A 21108-nucleotide genomic window follows, 5' to 3' on the forward strand; every position below is an offset into this window, starting at 1 on the left:
GCCAACTTCATCGCCAAGGAGGGACATCATGGTTTGGAATGCTCAGAACAGCCCGTACAGCGCCAATTTTTCAGGTCACGCCGCACCGAACTTTTCCGGCCATGCCTCGCCGAATTTCTCGGGCCACGCGGCGCCCAACTTCTCAGGCCATGCCTCGCCAAACTTTTCCGGCCACGCAGCGCCCAACTTCTCGGGCCATGCTTCGCCGAATTTTTCCGGCCATGCTTCGCCCAACTTCGCCGGCAATTTCACGGCGGCCTGGGCGACCTATCCCGCGGCAGCCGCGCCTGTCGTCGTGATGGGCGCGGCACCCGCCACCGGGGCGGGCGGCAGCAGCGGCGCCGGCTTCATGGGCGGCTATGGGCCCGTGGCGCGCTTCGAGTACGCCACGCCGGCCGCGCTCTCGCCCCTGCCCTGGGTGATGGATTTCGCGCAGGGCGATGGCTGGTCCCCCTTCCCCTTCGAGCAACGCATCAACCCCTACGACCCCAGGTTCGGCAAGGCCCTCGAGTGGGAGAACAGCGACTGGGACCTGGCGCTGCGATTCTGGACGTTGGATTTCGACCCCCAGCTGACCGAGTGGCTGCAGGATGTCAACTTGGCGGCGCCCTCCGTGATGGCAGCACGCGAGTTCGCGACCGCCCATGAGAAGTGGCTGGCCGGTCCGGCAAGGTCGACCCTGCAGAAGAAATTCGAGGCGAACGAGAACCTCCTGAAATGGAGAGCACTGAACGGGCGCGGGAACGCCTGGGCTGCCATCAGTCGAGAACTGGACGAACTGGCGGACCTGATGCGCGACGACCGCATGCGCTATGTGGAAGAGCTGGCCGTGCAGTCCAGCCAAGCAGCACCCTATTTCGTGCACCTGATGAATTTCAACCCCGCCACCAAGCCTTGGACGATGGAGCTGATGAATTGCGCAGCGGCCATGGGCAACCTGGTGAAGATGCAATACAAGTCGCACTACAAGCGCGTGCGACCTTCCACCCTGTGTCCAGGACTCACGCCGCCCTGGGGGCCGGCCCAGCACCCAGCCTTCCCCAGTGGTCACTCGACGGTTGCGCACCTGACCGCGCTGCTGCTGCTGTCGGTCGAAGGTATCGCCGACCGCTTCGGCCTGTTCGAAAAGGAAAACAAGGCAGTCAGAGGGCCCAATATCGTCGACTTCGACGTGCCCTACGGCCAGGACCAGCGCTCGCCTCTTCTCTGGCTGGCCTGGCGCATCGCGCGCGGGCGTGAGCGCCTGGGCGTGCACTACCCCAGTGACAGCGCCGCGGGACGCTACCTCGCCGCGCATGTCTGGGACATGTGCCTCAACCACACGGCAGGCACGGCCGACGCCATCAACGTGCCCGCGTTGCAGACCGTGCTGACCCGTGCCCGCGCAGAATGGCCCAGGCTCGTGAACCCGGCGGAGGCTGAGAGGCTCGCCAAGGCCGACCAACGGGTCACCGCACAGGCGGTGGCCGCCGCGAAGGCGACGGCGGCAAAGAAGACGACGCCGGCAAAGAGACCCGCGGCTGTCACCACGGCGGTGGCGGCGAAGAAGAAGACGGCGGCCACAAAGAAGGTGGCCGCCGCCAAGCGTGCTTAAACCCTCGTCAGCGCCAAGTTGTTGTCGTGCGCCACGAGCTCCAGCAGTTCGGGCCACGACGATGGTGGCCTGACACCGCCGGGCAGGTTGGACGGGTCTGCCGGGGCATCGACGCTCACGAACACCCATCCGGGCCCGCTGACGGTGTCAGGAAGTTCGAGCGCCAGGGTCGCGCTGTCACGGCCGCCGATGTTGCAGGGCGCGACGCTGGACTTCACCGAAATCCATTTCAGCCCTGCCTTCACCGCTTCCTTTGAGGCTTTCGGCGCTGTCGCCGACGCCCACCACGCCCGCAGCTGTGTCTGTTCGGCGGGTTGGTCGCCGCGGTTCTGGACCTTGACGATCAGCTTGTGTCCGTCCCGGCGAAGCGACGCGGGCTCAGCATGCCAGTTGCTGCCATCAGGGCGCAGCGGCATCGGGGCATAGCCGCCGTCCTGGCGCCCACGGTCGGCGATGAACACGTCTACCGAGGGCGGCGCTCCCATCTCGTCGCTGGTGGCCGTCGGGTCGTTCGTGGCGTACAGCCCTTGCTGCTCGAAGGCCCAGCGGATCACCTTGTGCACGCGACCGCCGTGGCGCTTCATCCTGCGTTGATCGCGGTTGAACGGCCAGGTGGCGGTGACGTTCCAGGCACCCGTGCCCAGGTCCGCCTCGATCAGCGCGCTGACGAACTGATCCGGCGTGCGCCCCGGCGCCAGGCTGTCGGGTCCCAGCAGTGAGATCCCACGCATGATGAGGTAGATGCAATAGTCCGACGCGGACAGGCGTATCTCCTCGTCCTGCGGGTTCGGCTCCGGCAAAGTTGCCACGTCGTCCTTCGGGTCGTCCGCCAGCGCTCGCGTGTCCCCTCCCAGGCTTCGGTAGAGGCGGAACAGCGAGGACGACAGGATCTGCTCACCGAAGTAGTTGTGGTGGTAACGCTCCAACGAAGCGGTGAAATCGAGCCGTGTGAGATTCCGGCAGCCACACCAGCCGTAGCCGCGCACCGCCGAGCGGCCATGGCTGCGACCCGGCACTTCGATCCAGGGGAATGTGAGATGGCGGACCTCCGCTTCCGGGTCTCGGGCCGTGGCCAATCGGGAAATCGGATCCGCCGCGATGGCGGCCAGGCCGTCACCGGCACTGTGGGCAAACGGGAACTCCAGTTCGCCCGTACTGGCGAAGGCCAGCACGTGTCCAAACTCGTGCCACGCCCACCGCGGGTCGCAGGCTACGCTGAGGTACTGCGACTTGAGCCGGCCGTCCGCACGCCCGTGGCCGTTGGCGCTCGGCACGAAGGGCAGCTTGCGGCGATGAACCGGGTCGGCTGACCCGTACTTCACCAGCAACTGCAACGGATCGCGCGGCTTGGGCTGCGGTAGCCTGGAAACCAGGCTGGCCTCGGCATCACCCATGAAGGGCCGCACTTCGGCATTGGGCAGCTCACCGTCCGGCGCCCAGCGCATTTCCGGCCGCACACGCTGCACGAGCGGCAGCTTGGCAAAGCGGAAATAGGACCGGGGCTCAATGCCATAGGCCAGCATGCGCGCGAACAACTCGGCTCCGCGGAGATGCGCGTCAACCGCGCCCTGCGCGTCCGATCGAAGCTCCGGGTCGGGTTCGATCGGCACGCCACGCCGGCTCTGGCTGTTCGTCTTTGAATATGCCGCGCCTGAGGCCTGCGCCGGCAATAACCCCGTCTGGGGCTGGGGCGGCGTGAGCTGGACGATCCCCGCCTTGTTGCGGGCCACTGTGCTGCCCCCCAGCAAGCTGTTCTCGCGCGTGGCGCCTCGCATCTCGAACAGCGCACCGCTGCCCACCTCGCTGAAGCGTAGCGCCTCGTCCGACGGCAGTCTGGCCAGGATGTCGTCGCGGTACGGGTCCAGGTCCACGTCGCGCAGCGTGGACCGGCGCTCGGAAAGCGTTCCTGCCGAGCCCTTGGACGCCGCGTCCTGCACAAAAGCGCGCACTCGCTTGGACGAGGTGGTGCCGGCCGCGCCGCTATTGATGTAGAAGTCGCGGTGCACCTGCACGACGCGCACCTGCTTCATTTCCCGGTCCAGCTCGAGTTCGACGCGGAAGTCGTAGGTACGCGCCCGCATCGGGCTGTCCGATTCGCCCTGGTCAGCGCCCCTGCCCTGAGCCTTGGCTCGAGCCAAGGCTCGGGCCTGAGCCCTCGATTGCCGCCAGCGAAGCGCAAAGCCCGTCGCCATCAGGCGTGCGCGCCGTACCGCGTTCATGTCCGCCGCCTCGACGCCGGCCGGCAGGACGTATTCGAGATTGCCAATCCAGACACTTTTGCCGCAGTCCAATGCGTCGCCCACCTCCTGGCGGACCCTTTCGACGAGGCCGTAGATGTCGGCGTCGCCATCCAAGCGATCGGGTATCACGTCCAGTGGCCGGCGGGTGGTCAAACCCGACAGCGTCACGCCGTAGATGCGTACATGGTCGGCATGCACGTGAAGAATGATGCGCAGTCCCATGTCACTGCCGGTCTGAAGCTGATGCTTCGAAACCACGGAGCCCGCCAGGAGCACGAGCAGCCGGGGCATGGCATTCTTCGCTTCTGGACTGACCTCTTCCCGGTCCACCCAGAACGAACTCAGCGGCTTGCGCTCGAGCCGGTCTGCGGCGTCGGATGGAGCGCGCTCCCAGGTTATGGGCAGCCACGAGAAGCTGCATGGCTTCTTGGGCCGCCCGTCGGCCAGTTGGGCGAAGACCTCGGGATGGATCCACTGGTGCGCGGGGATGTCTACCGCCTCCTGAAGCGCCTTAAGGTAATTCAGGCCGATGCGCCGAAAGTCGCCATCCTTCAGTGCCTCCGTGTCCCCTCGCTCCACCCAAGGCCGCCCTGGGTGCCGCACCATGCCCACGACCTGTTCCAGGGTGAAGGGATCCACGATCTTCTCGACGTGAAACGCGGCCACGGGTGGTGCGCCATTCCGGGGGGCAAAACCATTCGTCATACACGTCTCCCTCATTCACCTTCACTTGCAATTAGCAACGTTTAGAGCTGCCTTAGCAACCGCCTAAGGATTATTTGGGGCTCGCGGCCGAGACTGCATGCACAACTCGTAGGAGGACAGCATGCTCGATTCGATAGCAAGAACCGAAGGTCTGACGGCATCGACCGTCGGTTTCCGCCAGCCCCGCCCCGCGCTGACCTCCGCCCCAGCCCGGGCGCATCAGGACACGGCCCCGGTCCGCCTGGACGCCTCGGAATTCACCGAGATCCTGGAGGAACTCGATACCGGCGTCATCGTCTGCAGCGAGACGGGTCGGCTGGCTCAGGCCAACAACGTGGCCCGGCGCGAACTGCTCAGGGGCCAGCCGCTGGCCGTCGACGACACGGGCCTGCTCTACCTCGCCGAGGGCGCACAGGGAGCGCTGCGTCAGTGGCAGGCCGCGCTGCGCGCCGCCACGCTGTCCCACCATCGCCAGATGCTGGCGCTGAGCGACGGGCCGCAGCGGCTGATGGTCTCGGTCATGCCGCTGGGGCGGCAGGGTCGCTGGGCCCTGGTGATGCTGGGCCGCCGCCAGCCCGCCCCGGATCTGGCCGTGGAAATGCTCGGCAGCCTCTACGCACTGACCAGCGCCGAGCAGCAGGTCCTCGTTGGCCTGCTGGCCGGCCAACGCGTCGAGGCCATTGCCTGCGAACGCGGCGTCACGGTGGCGACGCTGCGATCCCAGGTCGGCTCGCTGCGCGAGAAGCTCGGCGCCGCCCGCCTGGAAGACCTGGTACGCCTGGCCGCCGGACTGCCGCCGATGAGCAGCGTGTTGCGCAGCCCGCCGCTGTGGGCAGACGCCCGGTCGCCCGACGGCGGCCAGGCGCGCGCGGCATGACCCAGGCCTGCGAACCCAACACCTTCATCGTCACGACCCACGGGATTGAAGCCCTTCCAACGTGCACTCGCCTCAGGGGGCCCCATGCTGCAAGCCATCCACTCCGACATTTCCAGCCGTCCGCCCGGATTCCATGCCCAGCCGCATCTCGTGCTGGCCGCCCTGCCCCAGCCGCTGCTGGTGCTACTGCCCGACCGGCGCCTGCTGTTTGCCAATGCCAGTGCCGAGCATCTGCTGGCCGACAACCTGGGGCAGGAGCGTGCAGGTCATCTGATGCGTCTGGGCCAGCTGGACGCGCCGCACCTGGCGGAGGTGCTGGCGCTCGCCGCGGCAGGCTCCTCGTCTCGCACGGGCCTGTGGTTCACGCCCAGCCTGACCACCGGCTGGCTGCACGCCGCGCCGCTGCCACCAGCCATTGCCCTGGCGTCGGACTGGCCCCTGCCCTGCGTGCTGGTGGCCGTGCATCTCGACCAGCCGGGCCTGACCCAGGCGGCCCGCATCGATGCGTTGACGCGCCAATGCCGGCTCAGTCAGGCCGAACGCCACGTCCTGATGCTGTTGGCCGACGGTGAGCCGGTGGACGCCACCTCGCGCCACCTGGGCCTGTGCGTCAGCACGGTGCGCAGCCATGTGCGCAACCTGCTGGGCAAGACGCAGGCGCCGACGCTGATGCAACTGCTGCGCTGGGTCGGCAGCGGCCAGGCGCTGCCCCATTGACGTGAGGGAGGATCGGCCGGATGGCCGATGGCAGCGGGCGCCGGGCATGGACGCAGCGCAGCAACAGACGGCGCCATCGCGCCGCCAAACAAGGCTCAGGGGGCTGCTCATGCTGCGCACCAGTCCCATCCCGGCGCCCGCACAGGCCGGCTACCTGCCCGGCCGCGCGAGCGGCGCGCAGCTGCTGCCGAACTGAAGCCGCGGACCTAAAGGATGAAGCGGCTCAGATCCTCGTTCGCAGCCAGGGCCGCGAGCTTGGCGTTGACCGCTGCCGCATCCAGCGACACCGTCTGACCCGAGTTGCGCGGCGCGTCGAAGCTGATCTCGTCGAGCAACCTCTCCATCACCGTCGCCAGCCGCCGCGCGCCGATGTTCTCGGTGCGTTCATTGACCTCGAAGGCGATCTCCGCGAGGCGGCGGATGGCCTCGGGCTGCAGGTCCAGCGTGACACCCTCGGTGGCCAGCAAGGCCTGGTATTGCTTGACGAGGCTGGCGTGGGTGCTGGTCAGGATGGCTTCGAAATCGGCCACCGACAGCGAGTCCAGCTCGACGCGGATGGGCAGCCGCCCCTGCAGCTCGGGAATGAGGTCGCTGGGCTTGGCGAGGTGAAAGGCGCCGCTGGCGATGAAGAGGATGTGGTCGGTCTTGACGAGGCCGTATTTCGTCGACACCGTCGTGCCCTCGACCAGCGGCAGCAGGTCGCGCTGCACGCCCTGGCGGGACACTTCAGCGCCGCCGTGTTCGTTGCGCGAGGCCACCTTGTCGATCTCGTCGATGAAGACGATGCCCATCTCCTGGGCATTGACCAGGGCCGCCGCGCGGATCTCTTCCTCGTTGACGAGCTTGGCCGCCTCCTCGTCGACGAGCAGCTTCATCGCCTCGGCGATCTTGAGCTTGCGCGTCTTCTTCTGGTTGCCGCCGAACTGGCTGAACATGCCCTTCAACTGCTCGGCCATGTCCTCCATGCCGGGCTGGTTGCCGAAGGGCGTCAGCACCTCCAGGCTGGGCCTGGGCGCCAGCAGGTCGAGCTCGATGTCCTTGTCGTCGAGCTGGCCCTCGCGCAGGCGCTTGCGAAAGCTCTGGCGCGTGGCGTTATCGGCCTCAGAGCCCGGCACCAGCACGTCCAGGATGCGGTCCTCGGCCGCGTCCTCGGCGCGCGTCTGGCAGCGGCGCATGGCCACTTCGCGCTCCTGCTTGACGGCCATCTCGACGAGGTCGCGCACGATGGAGTCCACGTCCTTGCCGACGTAGCCGACCTCGGTGAACTTGGTCGCCTCGACCTTGATGAAGGGCGCGCCGGCCAGCTTGGCCAGGCGACGCGCGATCTCGGTCTTGCCGACGCCGGTCGGCCCGATCATCAGGATGTTCTTGGGCGTGATCTCGCCGCGCAGCTTCTCGTCGACGCGCTGGCGGCGCCAGCGGTTGCGCATGGCGATGGCGACGGCACGCTTGGCGGCCTGCTGGCCGACGATGTGGCGGTCCAGTTCGGAGACGATTTCCTGCGGCGTCATGGAGCTCATTCCAGAACCTCCAGCGTGTGGTTCTGGTTGGTGTAGATGCAGATCTCGCCGGCAATCTCCAGCGACCGCTTGACGATGTCGGTGGCGCTCAGCTCGGTGTGGTTCAGCAGGGCCTTGGCCGCGGCCTGGGCATAGGCCCCGCCCGAGCCGATGGCGACGATGCCCTGCTCGGGTTCCAGCACATCGCCGTTGCCGGTGATGATGAGGGAGGCGGTCTTGTCGGCCACGGCCAGCATGGCCTCCAGGCGGCGCAGCACGCGGTCGGTGCGCCAGTCGCGGGTCAACTCGACGGCGGCGCGCACCAGATGACCCTGGTGCTTCTCCAGCTTGGCCTCGAAGCGCTCGAACAGCGTGAAGGCGTCTGCCGTGGCGCCCGCAAAGCCCGCGAGGACCTGGTCGCGGTAGAGCTTGCGCACCTTGCGCGCACTGGCCTTGACGATGGTGTTGCCCAGCGTCACCTGGCCGTCGCCGCCGATGGCGACCTGCCAGCCGGTGGGGGTCTGGCGGCGCACCGAGACTATGGTGGTGCCGTGATAGACGGCGGAAGAGGAGTCGGAAGACATAGAGGCTCCAGATAAGGCCCGGGAGCCGCGGTGCAAGATCAGTTGATCCGCACTTTCACTTTGGCGTGCTCGTTGATGCCCATCGCGCCGAAGAACAGCGCGACGAGGCGGTGGGCGTCGTTGAAGACCACCGAGCGGTTCTCGCTGCGGCGCTGCAGCACCCAGTTGAGCAGGTCGCCGGCGGCCATGAAGTCCAGGCGGATCAGCTTGGTGCAGGAGATGTTGATGAGGCTGGCTTCGCCGACTTCGGCGGACAGCCCGCGCAGGTTGTCGGAGATATCGCCGCTGAGCTGACCCATCAGCTCGAGCTGGGCCACGCTGGCCTCGGCCACGCTGGTGTCCAGGAAGGTCGACTGGGCCTCACTCTGCATGGTGCTGGTCGCGGGGCTGTTGGTCGAAGAGCCTTCTCCGCCGATGCGCACGCGGCACTTGGCGCGCTCCCAGGACGGCGGCGAGACCTCGTAGGTCACGCAGTAGTCGATGGCCGCCTCGTCGAACTGGTCGGGCCGGTTGGCCAGGCGCAGGGCTTCAAGGCGCAGCATCCACAGGGCCGGGTCGGTGTCGCGTTCGCCGACGGGGGCCATTTCCTTGAGCTGGTTCAGGAAGCGGTCGCCGCCGACCCAGCGCTGGTCGACCTGCTGGTTCGCCCAGTGGCGGAACAGCTGGCGCAGCTGGATGGCGGCATCGATCTCGACGCCGTCCGCCACGCCCCAGTCGAAGACCCAGGGCATGGGCAAGGTCTCGCTGCGCTTTTGCAGGATGGCCACGTCCTCGGCGGTCACGGTAGAGGGCGCCGTCCAGCTGACCTGGCTGGCCTTGGCCATGGGCGAGCGGTTGGACTGGCGTGTGGACTCGGCCACCAGCTTGGGCATGGAGAACCATTGCGGCGCCGACAGGCCGAACTGCTGGGCGTACTCGACGGCCAGCACCTCGAACTTGCCCTGGGCACCGGTGGCACGGTAGTGGTCGAACAGCACCAGCCAGGTCTCGCCGTGCAGATTGCGGCTGCCGCCCGGGCGCACCAGCTCGGTCAGCGCGCGTTCGCTGTTCTCGTAGTCGGCGTTGGCGAAGGCGATGACGGCCTCATCGAGCTCGGGGTCGTGCACGACCTCCTGCACCTCGACATCGGGCGTGGATTCGGCCAGCGTGAAGGACAGCGGCATGTCCAGCGGCGGCAGGTCGGGCAGGCGGCTGGGCGGCGAGTCGGACAGGGGCGGGATGGCCGCGCCCATGGTCACGGCCGCTGGCGGCGTCGGCGCCTGCAGGCGCTCCACCTCGCGCGGCGTCGAGAACTCGCTGACGCGGCCGCCATCGGCAGACGGCGGCGCCGTGACGGTGGTCGAAAAAGCCGCCGGCCGCGTGCTGGTCTCGAAGAAACCGGGCTGCTGCTTGGGCACGGCCTGCGTCGTCGCAAAGCTCTCGCCCACCATTTGCTGCTCGATCTCGTCGATCTTGGCCTTCACGCCCAGGTCGATCTTGGAGTTGGGCTCGCTGATGCGCTCGTCGTCGCCCAGTTTGGACGGCTGCGAGGCCAGGGCGGCGAGCTGCTCGGGCGTCAGGCCCTCGCGGCGGATGCGGCGCAGCATGTCGAGCTCGCGCTTGCGCACGAAGTCGTTGCGGCGCTTGCGCTCCACCATGGCGCGCAGTTCAGCCTTGGCCAGGTCGCCCTCGGGGTCGTCCTGGCGGGAATTGATCTCGGACCAGTCCGTCGTCGGGTTGGCGACGAAGCGCGCAACCTTGCGGAAGAAGCTGTCGCCTTCCTTCGGGTCTGCGGGCTTGGAGTCGGACATGGTCACGGGGTGAGGGTATCAGTCCCCGAACATCTTCTGCTTGAGCTCGCGGCGCTGTTGCGCTTCGAGCGACAGCGTCGCGGTCGGGCGGGCGATCAAACGGCCCAGCCCGATAGGTTCGCCGGTTTCGTCGCAATAGCCATAGTCGCCACTGTCCAGACGTGCGATGGATTGCACGATCTTCTTCAGCAGCTTGCGCTCGCGGTCACGGGTGCGCAGCTCGAGGGCATGTTCTTCCTCGATGGTGGCGCGGTCGGCCGGGTCGGGGACGATGGTCGTGTCCTCGCGCAGATGCTCGGTCGTCTCGCCCGCGTTGGACAACACGCCGTCCTTCAGCTCGGTGAGCTTGGCGCGGAAGAACTCGATCTGCTTCGCATTCATGTACTCCGAGTCCGGCATGGCCAGGACTTCGGCGTCGGTCAGCTCGGCGCCCGATTTGGTCTTCCAGGCATTGGCCAGCTTGGGGTCGCCCTTGGCGGCCACACGCGGCGTCTCGTCGACATGGGCGCCTGCGCCACGCGCGGGCGGTTTCGGCGGAGCGAAACGGTCGGCAAACCGATTGGCTGGCGCCGGAGCCTCCAGCATGGCGACGTCCGCGCCGACGTCGGTTTTCTTCGCACCCTTGGGGGCGGTTTTGGGGGCCGTGGTCTTGCTCACTGTCTTCTCCTCGCTCAGGGCTTGCATCGGCGCGGTGTCAGACCTTGATCCCACTGCTTTTCAGCCGGCTGCCCAATTTTGAGCGCGGCGGATTGTAGCCATGCGGATTCGTCGGTCTGTAGCCCCCCGGAAACGGGGTCTCCGGAGGTCAAAAACATCACGCCAAACAGCCTTCCAAGCCTTGCATCAGTACCTCTTTCGGCAGATCGATACCGATGAACACCATCTTGCTCTGCTTTTTCTCTCCCGGCATCCATTTCGGGCCGAGATCGGAACCCATCATCTGGTGCACGCCCTGGAAGATGACCTTCTTGTCCGTGCCTTTCATGTGTAGGACACCCTTGTATCTGAGCATCTTGGGGCCGTAGACCTGGACGATGGCGCCGAGGAAGTCTTCCAGTTTGGCGGGGTTGAAGGGCTTGTCGGCACGGAAGACGAAGCTCTTCACGTCGTCGTCGTGGGCATGGTGGTGGGGGTGGTCGCAATGCTCGCCATGCTCATGATCATGATGATGGTGGTGGTCGTGATCGTCCGCTTTCAGGAAATCGGGGTCGATCTCCAGCTTGGCGTTCAGATTGAAGCCGCGCAGATCGAAGATCTTGGTCAGCGGCACCTCGCCGAAATGGGCGGTCTGGATGGGGGCGCGCGGGTTCATGTGCTTGACGCGGTGGATCAGGGCCTCGACCGCCGCCGGCTCCACCAGGTCACTCTTGCTGACGAAGATCTGGTCGGCAAAACCCACCTGCATGCGGGCTTCCTGGCGGGTGTTGAGCTGCTCGTCGGCATGCTTGGCGTCCACCAGGGTCAGGATGGAGTCCAGCAGATAGCTCTCGGCGATCTCGTCGTCCATGAAGAAGGTCTGGGCGACGGGGCCGGGATCGGCCAGGCCGGTCGTCTCGATGACGACGCGCTCGAAGTCCAGCTCGCCCTTGCGGCGCTTGGCGGCCAGGTCGGAGAGCGTCGTGCGCAGGTCCTCGCGGATGGTGCAGCAGACGCAGCCGTTGCTCATCTGGATGATCTGCTCGTTGGTGTCGGACACCAGGATGTCGGTGTCGATGTTCTCTTCGCCGAACTCGTTCTCGATGACGGCGATCTTCTGGCCGTGGGCTTCGGTCAGCACCCGCTTGAGCAGCGTGGTTTTGCCCGCGCCGAGGAAGCCGGTCAGGATGGTGGCGGGGATGAGGCCTTTGTCAGACATAGCGGGACCGTTTCGAAAGAAGGCATCCAAGATAGGGACTCGGCGCCGGACTACAAGGGTTTTTCAAACCAATCGGCTATTCTGTCCCTTCCGCAATACCCTGACAGCGTCCCTTGAGCGAACCGCATTCAGGCAGGCCCCCAGTTCGCGGGGCCGCCAAACACCCGCCCGAGGCCCGCGGCCTGCTGGAGCGCATGCTGGAGTTCCTGCACCCCGGCCCCGACTCCAAGAACGAACTGATCGAAACCCTGGCCGACGCCGAGAAGCGCGAGCTGATCGAGCCCGAGTCGCGCCAGATGCTAGAAGGCGTGCTGCGCATGGCCGAACTGTCGGCCGGCGACGCCATGGTGGCCTCGCCGCGCATGGACCTGCTGGACATCGACGCACCCTATGACGAGTTGCTCGGCCTGGTGATCGACAGCGGCCATTCGCGCTTTCCCGTCTACGAAGGCACGCGCGACAACATCATCGGCATCCTGCTCGCCAAGGACCTGCTGAAGATGCAGCGCGCCCCCGAGCTGAACCTGCGCGCCCTGCTGCGGCCCACCGTCTTCGTGCCCGAGAGCAAGGGCCTGAACGAGTTGCTGCGCGACTTCCGTTCCAACCGCAACCACCTCGCCATCGTCATCGACGAATTCGGCAACACCGCCGGCCTCATCACCATCGAGGACGTGCTGGAGGAGATCGTCGGCGAGATCGAGGATGAGTTTGACGAAAAGGACGGCGAGTCCGGCCTCTACACCCTGGCCGACGGCAGCCTGCGCGTGGCGGGCGACGCCAGCATCGCCGCCGTCAACGGCGCCTTCGGCCTGGCCTTGCCGGACAACGACTTCGACACCATCGGCGGCCTGGTCGCCCACGAGCATGGCCGCGTTCCGCGCCGCGGCGAGGTCGTGACGGTCGAGGGCCTGAACTTCGCCGTCATGCTGACCCGCGGCGGCGCGGTGCGCTGGTTCAAGGTCACGCGCGCGCCCGAAGAAGAGTCCGAAGCGTGAAGGGCGCCAGGGCCGTAGCGGTCGCGCTGGGCGCCGGCCTGCTGCACACCTGCGCGTTTGCGCCGACGGGGGCCTGGTATCTGCAGCTCGTCGCGCTGGCCCTGCTGTTCGCCGTCGTCGAGCAGGCCACGCCGAGGTGGGCCGCGCTGGCCGGCGCGCTGTTCGGCTTCAGCTGGCTGGCCTCGGGCCTGTGGTGGCTGCATATCAGCATGCACCAGTTCGGCGGCATCCCCTGGCTGCTGGCCGCCCTGGCGGTGGCCCTGCTGGCCGCTTTCCTGAGCGGCTATTACGCGCTGGCCCTGGGGCTGACGGCACGCTGGATCGCCCCCGGGCGCTGGCGCGTGCTGGCCCTGGTACCCGCCTGGCTGCTGGCCGAGCTGGCGCGCGCCACCTGGCTCACCGGCTTCCCGTGGATCGCCTCCGGCTATGCCCACAGCGTCGGCCCGCTGGCCGGCTGGGCTGTCTGGGTCGGCGTCTACGGCATCTGCGCCCTCGCCGCCCTGGCGGCGGCCGGCCTGGTTTGGCTCAAGCGTGGCGCCATCCGCTGGGCGGCGCCGGCGCTGGCCATCCCGCTGGCCGGCCTGCTGCTGCCCCAGGACTTCACGACGTCCACCGGCCGTGTCGCGCTGTCCCTGGTGCAGCCCAGCATCCCGCAGGACCAGAAGTTCGACCCGGCCCGCTTCGCTGCCAATCTCGAGTTGCTGGCGACACAGATCGAGTCGGCACGCGGCCAGGTCGTCATCACGCCCGAATCCGTCGTGCCCCTGCCGCTGGCCGAACTGGACCGCGCCACGCTCGCGCGCCTGTCCCGCCCCGACCACCCCGCCCTGCTCGGCACTTTCCTGGGCAATGCCGACGAGGGCTTCGTCAACTCCGTCGTGGCGCTGGGCAGCGACTATCACTACGGCAAGCGCCACCTGCTGCCCTTCGGCGAGTTCATCCCGCCGGGCTTCGCCTGGTTCGTTCATGCCATGAACATCCCGCTGGACGACCAGGCCCGCGGCGGCCACCAGCGCCCCTGGGCCGTGGCCGGCCAGAAGCTGAGGCCGCTGATCTGCTACGAGGATTTGTTCGGCGAGGACCTGGTGCAGAGCGCCGTGGCGGGACCGGATGCGGCGACGGTGTTCGTCAACGTCAGCAACCTGGCCTGGTTCGGCACCCTCATGATCCAGGACCAGCATCTGCAGTTCTCGCAGATGCGGGCCCTGGAGTTCCAGCGCCCGGTCGCGCGCTCGACCAACACCGGTGCGACGGCCGTCGTCGATCACCACGGCCTGGTCACGATGCGCCTGCCGCCCCTGGCGCGTGGCGTGCTGGAGGCCGAAGTCGAGGGCCGCACCGGTGCCACGCCCTACGCGCGCTGGCTGGCCGCCGTCGGCCTGTGGCCGCTGTGGATCCTGTCCCTGTTGGCCCTGACGGCCGTGCGCAGAGCCGCCCAATAGAATCGGGCACCCCCTTCTCGCCCCAACACATGCTGACCTTCCAGCAAATCATCCTGACGCTTCAGGACTATTGGTCCCAACAAGGCTGCGCCCTGCTGCAGCCCTACGACATGGAAGTCGGTGCCGGCACCAGCCACACCGCCACCTTCCTGCGCGCCCTCGGCCCCGAGCCCTGGAAGGCCGCCTATGTGCAGCCCAGCCGCCGCCCCAAGGATGGCCGCTACGGCGACAACCCGAATCGCCTGCAGCACTACTACCAGTACCAGGTGGTGCTCAAGCCCGCGCCGGCCAACATCCTGGAGCTGTATCTGGGCTCGCTGGAGGCCCTGGGGTTCGAACTGAAGAAGAACGACGTGCGCTTCGTCGAGGACGACTGGGAGAACCCGACGCTGGGCTGCTGGGGCCTGGGCTGGGAGGTCTGGCTCAACGGCATGGAAGTCACGCAGTTCACCTACTTCCAGCAGGTCGGCGGCATCGACTGCAAGCCCATCACCGGCGAGATCACCTATGGCCTGGAGCGCCTGGCCATGTATCTGCAGGGCAAGGAGTCGGTCTACGACCTGGTCTTCACCGACGGCCTGACGTATGGCGACGTCTTCCACCAGAACGAGGTCGAGCAGTCGACCTACAACTTCGAGCACAGCGACGTCGACTTCCTGCTCGGCGCCTTCGCCGCGCATGAGCGTCAGTCCAAGAGCCTGATGGAACACCAGCTGGCCCTGCCTGCCTATGAGCAGTTGCTGAAGGCCGGCCACAGCTTCAACCTGCTGGATGCCCGCGGCGCCATCTCGGTCACCGAGCGCGCCGCCTACATCGGCCGCATCCGCAACCTGGCCCGCGCCGTGGCGCAGAGCTATGTCGACAGCCGCGCGCGCCTCGGCTTCCCGATGGCGCCCAAAGCGTGGGCCGACGAAGTGATCGCGCAGATCGAACTGAAGAACAAGAAGGCGGCCGCGTGATGACGAATCTGCTCGTTGAACTGTTTGTCGAAGAGCTGCCGCCCAAGGCGCTGAAGAAGCTGGGCGAGTCCTTCGCCAGCGTGTTGTCCGACAGCCTCAAGGCCCAGGGCCTCGCCGCGGCCGATGCTGCCGTCACGTCCTTCGCCTCGCCGCGCCGCCTCGGCGTGCATGTGGCCAACGTCGCGGCCAAGGCCGCCGACAAGGCGATGCAGCAGAAGCTGATGCCCGTCGCCGTCGCCCTGAACGCCGATGGCCAAGCCACACCGGCCCTGTTGAAGAAGCTGGCATCGCTGGGCGCCGGCCCCGAGGTCGTGCCCCAGCTCAAGCGCCAGCCCGATGGCAAGGCCGAAGCCCTGTTCTGGGACAGCCTGCAGCCCGGCGCCACGCTGGCCCAGGGCCTGCAGAAGGCCCTGGACGAGACCCTGGCCAAGCTGCCCATTCCCAAGGTCATGACTTACCAGTTGGCCGACGGCTGGACGGACGTGAAGTTTGTGCGTCCCGCCCACGGCCTGATCGCCCTGCACGGCAGCGAGGTCGTGCCCGTCCAGGCCCTGGGCCTGACGTCGGGCCGCGCGACCAGCGGCCACCGCTTCGAGGCGGCGCAGCCCACGGTCAGCATCGAGTCCGCCGACAGTTATGCCTCGCAGCTGCGCGAGCAGGGTGCCGTCATCGCCAGCTTCGCCGAGCGCCGCGCCGAGATCTCGCGCCAGCTCAAAGGTGCCGCCGACGCGCTGAGCCTGACGCCGATCGATGACGAAGCCCTGCTGGACGAGGTGACGGCCCTGGTCGAGCGCCCCAATGTGCTGACCTGCGCCTTCGAGCCCGAGTTCCTGGCCGTGCCTCAGGAATGCCTCATCCTGACGATGAAGGCCAACCAGAAATACTTCCCGCTGCTGGACTCGCAGGGCAAGCTGACCCGCCACTTCCTGGTGGTCAGCAATATCGCCCCCGCCGACGCCAGTGCCGTCACGCAAGGCAACGAGCGCGTCGTGCGCCCGCGCCTAGCCGACGCCAAGTTCTTCTTCGACCAGGACCGCAAGAAGAAGCTGGCCGACCGCCTGCCCGGCCTGGCCAAGGTCGTCTATCACGGCAAGCTGGGCAGCCAGGGCGAACGCGCCGAGCGTGTGACCGCCATCGCCCACGCCATCGTCAACCAGCTCAGCATGGCGACCCTGCCCTACACGGTGGACGCCGATGACGAGTTCAAGGTGCTGGACAGCAAGGTCAAGCAGGCCGCCCAGCTCGCCAAGTGCGACCTGCTGACCGACATGGTCGGCGAGTTCCCCGAGCTGCAGGGCATCATGGGCGGCTACTACGCCCGTCACGAGGGCCTGCGCGACGGTGTGGCCATCGCCATCGAGGACCACTACAAGCCGCGCTTCGCCGGCGACGCCCTGCCGCGCAACCACACCGGCACCGTCGTGGCCCTGGCCGACAAGCTGGAGACCCTGGTCGGCCTGTTCGGCATCGGCCAATTGCCCACCGGCGACAAGGACCCCTTCGCGCTGCGCCGCCATGCCCTGGGCGTCATCCGCATCCTGGTCGAGAAGAACCTGCCGCTGGACCTGCCGGCCATGATCGACGCGGCCCTGCCGCCCTTCGGCGAGCTGATCGAGAACCCGCAGGGCACGCGCGAGGCCCTGCTCTCCTTCTTCGCCGACCGCCTCGCGGTCAGCCTGCGCGACCAGGGCTACAGCGCCCAGGAAGTCGACGCCGTGCTGGCGCTGCAGCCCGCGCGCCTGGGCGACGTGCCCAAGCGCCTGGTGGCCGTGCGCGCCTTCGCCGCACTGCCCGAAGCGGCCTCGCTGGCCGCCGCCAACAAGCGCGTCGGCAACATCCTGAAGAAGGTCGAGGGCGAGCTCCCCACGGCCATTGCGCCCGAGCTGCTGAAGGAGGCCGCCGAGCAGGCCCTGGCCGCGGCCATCGCCGAGGTCCAGCCCCAGGCCGATACGCTGTTCGAGCAGCATGACTACACCGGCTCGCTGCAACGCCTGGCGGCGCTGAAGGCCCCGATCGATGCCTTCTTCGACGATGTGATGGTCAATGCCGAGGATGCCGCCTTGCGCGCCAACCGCCTCGCGCTGCTCGGCCGCCTGCACGCCGCCATGAACCGGGTCGCCGACCTGTCGCGCCTTGCCTAAAAGTCAGATGCGCGCCGACCACGCCCATGGCATGAAGCTCGTCATCCTGGGGCGGGACGGCACACTCAACCGCTACCGTGACGATCACGTCAAGGCGCCGGAGGAGCTCGACCCGCTGCCCGGCGCGATGGAGGCCGTCGCGCGCCTGAACCACACCGGCTGGCACACGGTGCTGGCCACCAACCAGGCCGGCATCGGCCGCGGCCTGCTCGACATGGCCTCGCTGAACGCGGTGCATCTGCGCCTGAACCAGCTGCTGGCCGAAAAGGGCGGGCGCCTGGACGCGGCCTTCTTCTGCCCGCACACGCCCGAGGAAGGCTGCGACTGCCGCAAGCCGCTGCCCGGGCTGATCCAGCAGATCGGTGAACGCTTCGACGTCGAGCTCAAGGACGTCCACATGGTGGGCGCCTCGCTGACCGACCTGCTGACGGCCCAGAACGCCGGCTGCGTGCCTCATCTGGTATTGACCGGGCCCTTCGGCAACCTGGGCACCGAGGAGCTGGCCAACCTGCTGGTGCAGGTGCCCCATGCCAGGGTGCACGACGACCTGACAAGCTTTGCCGAGACCCTCATCCAGGAAGAGCGCCGCCGCGTCGCCGAGGCGCGTGGCCAGGCCCTGACCCCCGATACCCAGGCCGGAGACCTGAACTGATGTCCACCCTGCTGAGCGCCATCCGCTCGCTGATCTTTGTCATCGTGCTCATCGTCACGGTCATCCCCTGGGCCCTGGGCGTGCTGCTGCTGTCCATCTTCCGGCGCGGCGACCCGGTCTACTGGGCCTGCGCCAACTGGCTGAAGATCGCCATCTGGAGCGCGCGCTGGATCTGCGGCATCCGCTGGCGCATCCAGGGCATGGAAAATCTGCCGCCCGCGTCGGACCGCCGCGCCGGTGTCGTGCTGCTGTCCAAGCACCAGAGCACCTGGGAGACCTTTGCCTACCCCGCCCTGCTCAGTCACCCGCTGGCCTATGTCTTCAAGCGCGAGCTGCTCTATGTGCCCTTCTTCGGCTGGGCGATGGCGCGCATGGACATGATCCACATCGACCGCAGCCGCCGCACCGAGGCCTGGAACAAGGTGCTGGCCCAGGGCAAGCGCCTGGGCGGCCAAGGCAACTGGGTCATCATGTTCCCCGAGGGCACGCGCATCGCGCGTGGCCAGGTCGGCGAGTACAAGACCGGTGGCACCCGCCTGGCCATCGAGGCCGGCCTGCCCGTCGTGCCCATCGCGGCCACCGCCGCACGCTGCTGGCCGCGCAAGAGCTTTCTGCTCAGGCCCGGCATCGTCGACATCTCCATCGGCCAGCAGATCAGCCCCGTCGGCCGCGAGCCTGCGGAGCTGATGAAAGAGGTCAAGGACTGGATCGAGGCGGAGATGCGCCGCCTGGACCCCGAGGCCTATCAAAACCCTCCGCCCGCCGGCGTGGCCGGCACCGCCAACCAGCACTGAGCACCATGCCTGCCAAGCGCCCGGCCCCACTCCTGCAGGACAGCCAGCTGTCGCTGTTCGACGTGGAGCCGGAGATCACGCCGGCCGAGCCCGGCACGCCGCGCTCGCGACGCGAGCTGTGGCTGGGCCAGCACCGCATCGGCTATGAGCTCAAGCGCGCCCGCCGCCGCAGCATCGGCTTCGTGGTCGGGCCGCAGGGCCTGCGCGTCAGCGCGCCGCGCTGGGTGCCCATCAACGAGATCGAGCGCGCCTTGCACCACAAGGGCGAGTGGATCCTGCGCAAGCTGGTCGAGCAGCGCGAACGCCAGCAGCGCATCCAGGCCTCGCGCATCGAATGGCTGGACGGCGGCCGCCTGCCCTATCTCGGCGAAGCCCTGACCCTGGTGCTGGCCCCGTCCGAGCGCGAAGTCGTGTGGGACGCGGTCACGCGTCAGCTGCGCCTGCCCCTGCCCGGCGGCGCCTCGGCCGAGCAGATCCGCGACCTGGCCCAGTCCTGGCTGCAGGCGCGCGCCAAGGAAGATTTCCTGCCGCGCTGCCAGCACTTTGCGCAGATGCTAGGCGTGTCCATGAAGATGCTGCGCCTGTCCTCGGCCCAGACCCGCTGGGGCAGCGCCAGCGCTGACGGCTCCATCCGGCTGAACTGGCGCCTCATCCATTTCGCGCCAGCCATCATCGACTACGTCGTCGCCCACGAACTGGCCCATCTGCGCGAGATGAACCACAGCCCGGCCTTCTGGGACACGGTGCGCTCCGTGCTGCCGGACTTCGAGCGCTCCCGCGACGCTTTGCGCGAGGAATCGATAGTCGTGCAGTGAGCCCCTCGCCTGGTCTTGCTCCGCTGAACGCGGGCCAGCCCAGTCGGTCCCCCGAGGGGACGGCGATGCTTGCCGGATTGACCGGCAAGCACATCGCCCAGGCGGGCCGGCTAGGGGCGGCCCCGCGCTCGGCCCGAATACGGGAACGCGCTGCAATGGATTGCATGTGAATACTACCGAGCCACTGCCACCCTGACGACTTCACAAAGCGCAACACTTCGCTCCGACGCTGTCACCACAGGTACCGCGGGAGCCGGCAAAGCCGGAGGGAGCGAAGGTACCGAGCTAAGCAAGACCGCCGCCGCACGATTCACATCGTCGGCGGCGTTTCTCTTTGGCGCGGTTCAGGCCGGCAGGAATCGGTAGACGCCGTCGGCCCCCAACTCGCGCTTGAGCTCACCCTTGAGCCACAGCGCATTCAGATGGGCGATGGCCTCGCCCATGGCGAAGGTGGTCTGGTGCAGGTCGAGCTTGCGCTTGAACAGCACCGACAGCAGGCCGGCCGCATGCGTGGGCTCGGCGCGGCAGGCGGCAATGACCTCGGCCAGGCGCTCGTCATGGTGCTCCTGCAACTGGTCGATGCGCTGGTGCAGGCCCGTGAAGGGCTTGCCGTGGGACGGCAGCACCAGGGTGTCGGCCGGCAGCTCCAGGTAGCGCTTGAGCGAATCCAGATACAGCGTCAGCGGGTCGGCCTCGGGCTCGACGTCGACGACCGACACATTGGTGGAGATGCGCGGCAGCACCATGTCGCCGCTGATCAGCAGCCGGGCTTCCTCGCAGAACAGGCTGATGTGCTCCGGCGCATGACCATAGCCGGCGATGCAGCGCCACGGACGCCCGCCGATGTCGATGACGCTGCCATCCATCAGCCGCCGGTAGCTGGCCGGCACAACGGGCACCATCTTGGGGTAGTAGTCGGCGCGGGCGCGGATCTTGTCGAGCGACTCGAGGTCGGTCAGGCCATGGCTGCCGAAGAAGGCGGCCGCCGACGCACCGCCCATGCCCACCGTCGAGCTGCTGGCCAGGCGGGCCAGGTTGAAGTCGGTCGCGCTCATCCACAGCCGGCAACTCCACTTCTCGGTCAGCCAGTGGGCCAGGCCGAGGTGGTCGGGGTGGAAGTGCGTGGCGATGACGCGCAACACCGGCAAACCGTCCAAATGAGTGGCAAACACCTGCTCCCAGTTGGCACGCGTGTCGTCGCTGGCGATGCCGCAGTCGACGATGGTCCAGCCCTCGCGGCCGTCGATGCGATCGCGCAGCAGCCACAGATTGATGTGGTCCAGCGCAAAGGGCAGGCCCATGCGCACCCAGCGCACGCCGGGCGCCAGGTCCAGGGCCTCGCCGGGCTGGGGCAGGGTATCGCCCAGGGGGTAATGCAGTTCGGATTCGCGTGCGTTGGCCATGATGCTGCTCGGCTGGACTTAGACTGACGTTTACGTCAATCGAGTG

Annotated in this window: 18 protein-coding genes; 10 read left to right on the forward strand and 8 right to left on the reverse strand. The window is 67.6% G+C overall.

The window, feature by feature from the left end; all coding sequences use genetic code 11:
* Window positions 1-75: 75 nt before the first annotated feature.
* Window positions 76-252: a hypothetical protein gene (locus J2X20_RS10180; RefSeq protein ID WP_310264022.1), complete on the reverse strand. Its 177-nt coding sequence runs from the start codon at window positions 250-252 to the stop codon at window positions 76-78.
* A 46-nt stretch (window positions 253-298) separates the two neighbouring features.
* On the opposite strand from J2X20_RS10180, the gene J2X20_RS10185 reads away from it, so the two are divergent.
* On the forward strand, window positions 299-1594 hold the full coding sequence (locus J2X20_RS10185; RefSeq protein ID WP_310264024.1) for a phosphatase PAP2 family protein: 1296 nt from the start codon (window positions 299-301) through the stop codon (window positions 1592-1594).
* On the opposite strand, the gene J2X20_RS10190 is transcribed toward J2X20_RS10185, so the two are convergent.
* On the reverse strand, window positions 1591-4473 hold the full coding sequence (locus J2X20_RS10190) for a hypothetical protein (protein ID WP_310264026.1): 2883 nt from the start codon (window positions 4471-4473) through the stop codon (window positions 1591-1593). The two genes, J2X20_RS10185 and J2X20_RS10190, sit on opposite strands and share 4 nt — an antisense overlap.
* A gap of 187 nt (window positions 4474-4660) precedes the next feature.
* Between J2X20_RS10190 and J2X20_RS10195 the strand changes: the two genes are divergently transcribed.
* Both J2X20_RS10195 and J2X20_RS10200 read left to right on the forward strand, forming a co-directional pair.
* Entirely contained in the window at window positions 4661-5416 is a 756-nt protein-coding gene (locus J2X20_RS10195) for a helix-turn-helix transcriptional regulator (RefSeq protein WP_310264028.1), read from the forward strand.
* Between the two features lie 84 nt (window positions 5417-5500).
* Window positions 5501-6133, forward strand: coding sequence for a helix-turn-helix transcriptional regulator (locus tag J2X20_RS10200; protein WP_310264029.1), 633 nt, complete (start codon window positions 5501-5503; stop codon window positions 6131-6133).
* A 206-nt stretch (window positions 6134-6339) separates the two neighbouring features.
* On the opposite strand, the gene hslU is transcribed toward J2X20_RS10200, so the two are convergent.
* The 5 genes from hslU to J2X20_RS10225 all read right to left on the reverse strand — a co-directional run bounded on the left by hslU (window position 6340) and on the right by J2X20_RS10225 (window position 11861).
* Window positions 6340-7653, reverse strand: coding sequence for an ATP-dependent protease ATPase subunit HslU (hslU, locus tag J2X20_RS10205; RefSeq protein ID WP_310264031.1), 1314 nt, complete (start codon window positions 7651-7653; stop codon window positions 6340-6342).
* Window positions 7650-8216, reverse strand: a complete 567-nt coding sequence (gene hslV / locus J2X20_RS10210; RefSeq protein ID WP_310264033.1) for an ATP-dependent protease subunit HslV — start codon at window positions 8214-8216, stop codon at window positions 7650-7652. The genes hslU and hslV overlap by 4 nt, the downstream gene beginning before the upstream one ends.
* 38 nt (window positions 8217-8254) lie before the next feature.
* Window positions 8255-10006, reverse strand: coding sequence for a hypothetical protein (locus J2X20_RS10215; RefSeq protein ID WP_310264035.1), 1752 nt, complete (start codon window positions 10004-10006; stop codon window positions 8255-8257).
* An 18-nt stretch (window positions 10007-10024) separates the two neighbouring features.
* Window positions 10025-10663 carry an RNA polymerase-binding protein DksA gene (gene dksA, locus J2X20_RS10220; protein ID WP_310264038.1) on the reverse strand — a complete coding sequence of 213 codons (639 nt, stop codon included), beginning with the start codon at window positions 10661-10663 and terminating at the stop codon, window positions 10025-10027.
* A 157-nt stretch (window positions 10664-10820) separates the two neighbouring features.
* Window positions 10821-11861, reverse strand: a complete 1041-nt coding sequence (locus J2X20_RS10225) for a CobW family GTP-binding protein (protein WP_310264041.1) — start codon at window positions 11859-11861, stop codon at window positions 10821-10823.
* Between the two features lie 113 nt (window positions 11862-11974).
* On the opposite strand from J2X20_RS10225, the gene J2X20_RS10230 reads away from it, so the two are divergent.
* The 7 genes from J2X20_RS10230 to J2X20_RS10260 are packed head-to-tail and all read left to right on the forward strand — an operon-like array spanning window position 11975 to window position 19659.
* Window positions 11975-12856: an HlyC/CorC family transporter gene (locus J2X20_RS10230; RefSeq protein ID WP_310264044.1), complete on the forward strand. Its 882-nt coding sequence runs from the start codon at window positions 11975-11977 to the stop codon at window positions 12854-12856.
* Entirely contained in the window at window positions 12853-14298 is a 1446-nt protein-coding gene (gene lnt / locus J2X20_RS10235) for an apolipoprotein N-acyltransferase (protein WP_310264045.1), read from the forward strand. Before J2X20_RS10230 ends, lnt begins: the two co-directional genes overlap by 4 nt.
* A gap of 29 nt (window positions 14299-14327) precedes the next feature.
* The gene (gene glyQ, locus J2X20_RS10240) at window positions 14328-15257 is read left to right on the forward strand and encodes a glycine--tRNA ligase subunit alpha (protein WP_310264048.1); all 930 of its coding nucleotides are present in this window, start codon (window positions 14328-14330) and stop codon (window positions 15255-15257) included.
* Complete coding sequence (gene glyS, locus J2X20_RS10245) at window positions 15257-17398, forward strand: glycine--tRNA ligase subunit beta (RefSeq protein WP_310264051.1); 2142 nt, start codon at window positions 15257-15259, stop codon at window positions 17396-17398. Before glyQ ends, glyS begins: the two co-directional genes overlap by 1 nt.
* Window positions 17399-17405: 7 nt before the next feature.
* Window positions 17406-18050: a D-glycero-beta-D-manno-heptose 1,7-bisphosphate 7-phosphatase gene (gene gmhB, locus J2X20_RS10250; RefSeq protein WP_310264054.1), complete on the forward strand. Its 645-nt coding sequence runs from the start codon at window positions 17406-17408 to the stop codon at window positions 18048-18050.
* The gene (locus tag J2X20_RS10255; protein WP_310264056.1) at window positions 18050-18844 is read left to right on the forward strand and encodes a lysophospholipid acyltransferase family protein; all 795 of its coding nucleotides are present in this window, start codon (window positions 18050-18052) and stop codon (window positions 18842-18844) included. Before gmhB ends, J2X20_RS10255 begins: the two co-directional genes overlap by 1 nt.
* A gap of 5 nt (window positions 18845-18849) precedes the next feature.
* Window positions 18850-19659 carry a M48 family metallopeptidase gene (locus tag J2X20_RS10260; RefSeq protein WP_310264059.1) on the forward strand — a complete coding sequence of 270 codons (810 nt, stop codon included), beginning with the start codon at window positions 18850-18852 and terminating at the stop codon, window positions 19657-19659.
* A gap of 344 nt (window positions 19660-20003) precedes the next feature.
* On the opposite strand, the gene J2X20_RS10265 is transcribed toward J2X20_RS10260, so the two are convergent.
* Window positions 20004-21062: an MBL fold metallo-hydrolase gene (locus J2X20_RS10265; protein ID WP_310264061.1), complete on the reverse strand. Its 1059-nt coding sequence runs from the start codon at window positions 21060-21062 to the stop codon at window positions 20004-20006.
* Between the last annotated feature and the right edge of the window lie 46 nt (window positions 21063-21108).

The sequence above is a fragment of the Roseateles saccharophilus genome, assembly GCF_031458095.1.
Lineage (GTDB): Bacteria > Pseudomonadota > Gammaproteobacteria > Burkholderiales > Burkholderiaceae_C > Pelomonas > Pelomonas saccharophila_A.

Bases quoted from the DNA above. Each gene is read 5' to 3' on its own strand.
- J2X20_RS10215 (WP_310264035.1), bottom strand. From the start codon at position 10,006: ATGTCCGACTCCAAGCCCGCAGACCCGAAGGAAGGCGACAGCTTCTTC.
- J2X20_RS10255 (WP_310264056.1), top strand. From the start codon at position 18,050: ATGTCCACCCTGCTGAGCGCCATCCGCTCGCTGATCTTTGTCATCGTG.
- hslU (WP_310264031.1), bottom strand. From the start codon at position 7,653: ATGAGCTCCATGACGCCGCAGGAAATCGTCTCCGAACTGGACCGCCAC.
- J2X20_RS10185 (WP_310264024.1), top strand. From the start codon at position 299: ATGGGCGCGGCACCCGCCACCGGGGCGGGCGGCAGCAGCGGCGCCGGC.
- glyS (WP_310264051.1), top strand. From the start codon at position 15,257: ATGACGAATCTGCTCGTTGAACTGTTTGTCGAAGAGCTGCCGCCCAAG.
- glyQ (WP_310264048.1), top strand. From the start codon at position 14,328: ATGCTGACCTTCCAGCAAATCATCCTGACGCTTCAGGACTATTGGTCC.
- gmhB (WP_310264054.1), top strand. From the start codon at position 17,406: ATGCGCGCCGACCACGCCCATGGCATGAAGCTCGTCATCCTGGGGCGG.
- J2X20_RS10260 (WP_310264059.1), top strand. From the start codon at position 18,850: ATGCCTGCCAAGCGCCCGGCCCCACTCCTGCAGGACAGCCAGCTGTCG.
- J2X20_RS10265 (WP_310264061.1), bottom strand. From the start codon at position 21,062: ATGGCCAACGCACGCGAATCCGAACTGCATTACCCCCTGGGCGATACC.
- J2X20_RS10225 (WP_310264041.1), bottom strand. From the start codon at position 11,861: ATGTCTGACAAAGGCCTCATCCCCGCCACCATCCTGACCGGCTTCCTC.
- J2X20_RS10200 (WP_310264029.1), top strand. From the start codon at position 5,501: ATGCTGCAAGCCATCCACTCCGACATTTCCAGCCGTCCGCCCGGATTC.
- J2X20_RS10195 (WP_310264028.1), top strand. From the start codon at position 4,661: ATGCTCGATTCGATAGCAAGAACCGAAGGTCTGACGGCATCGACCGTC.
- hslV (WP_310264033.1), bottom strand. From the start codon at position 8,216: ATGTCTTCCGACTCCTCTTCCGCCGTCTATCACGGCACCACCATAGTC.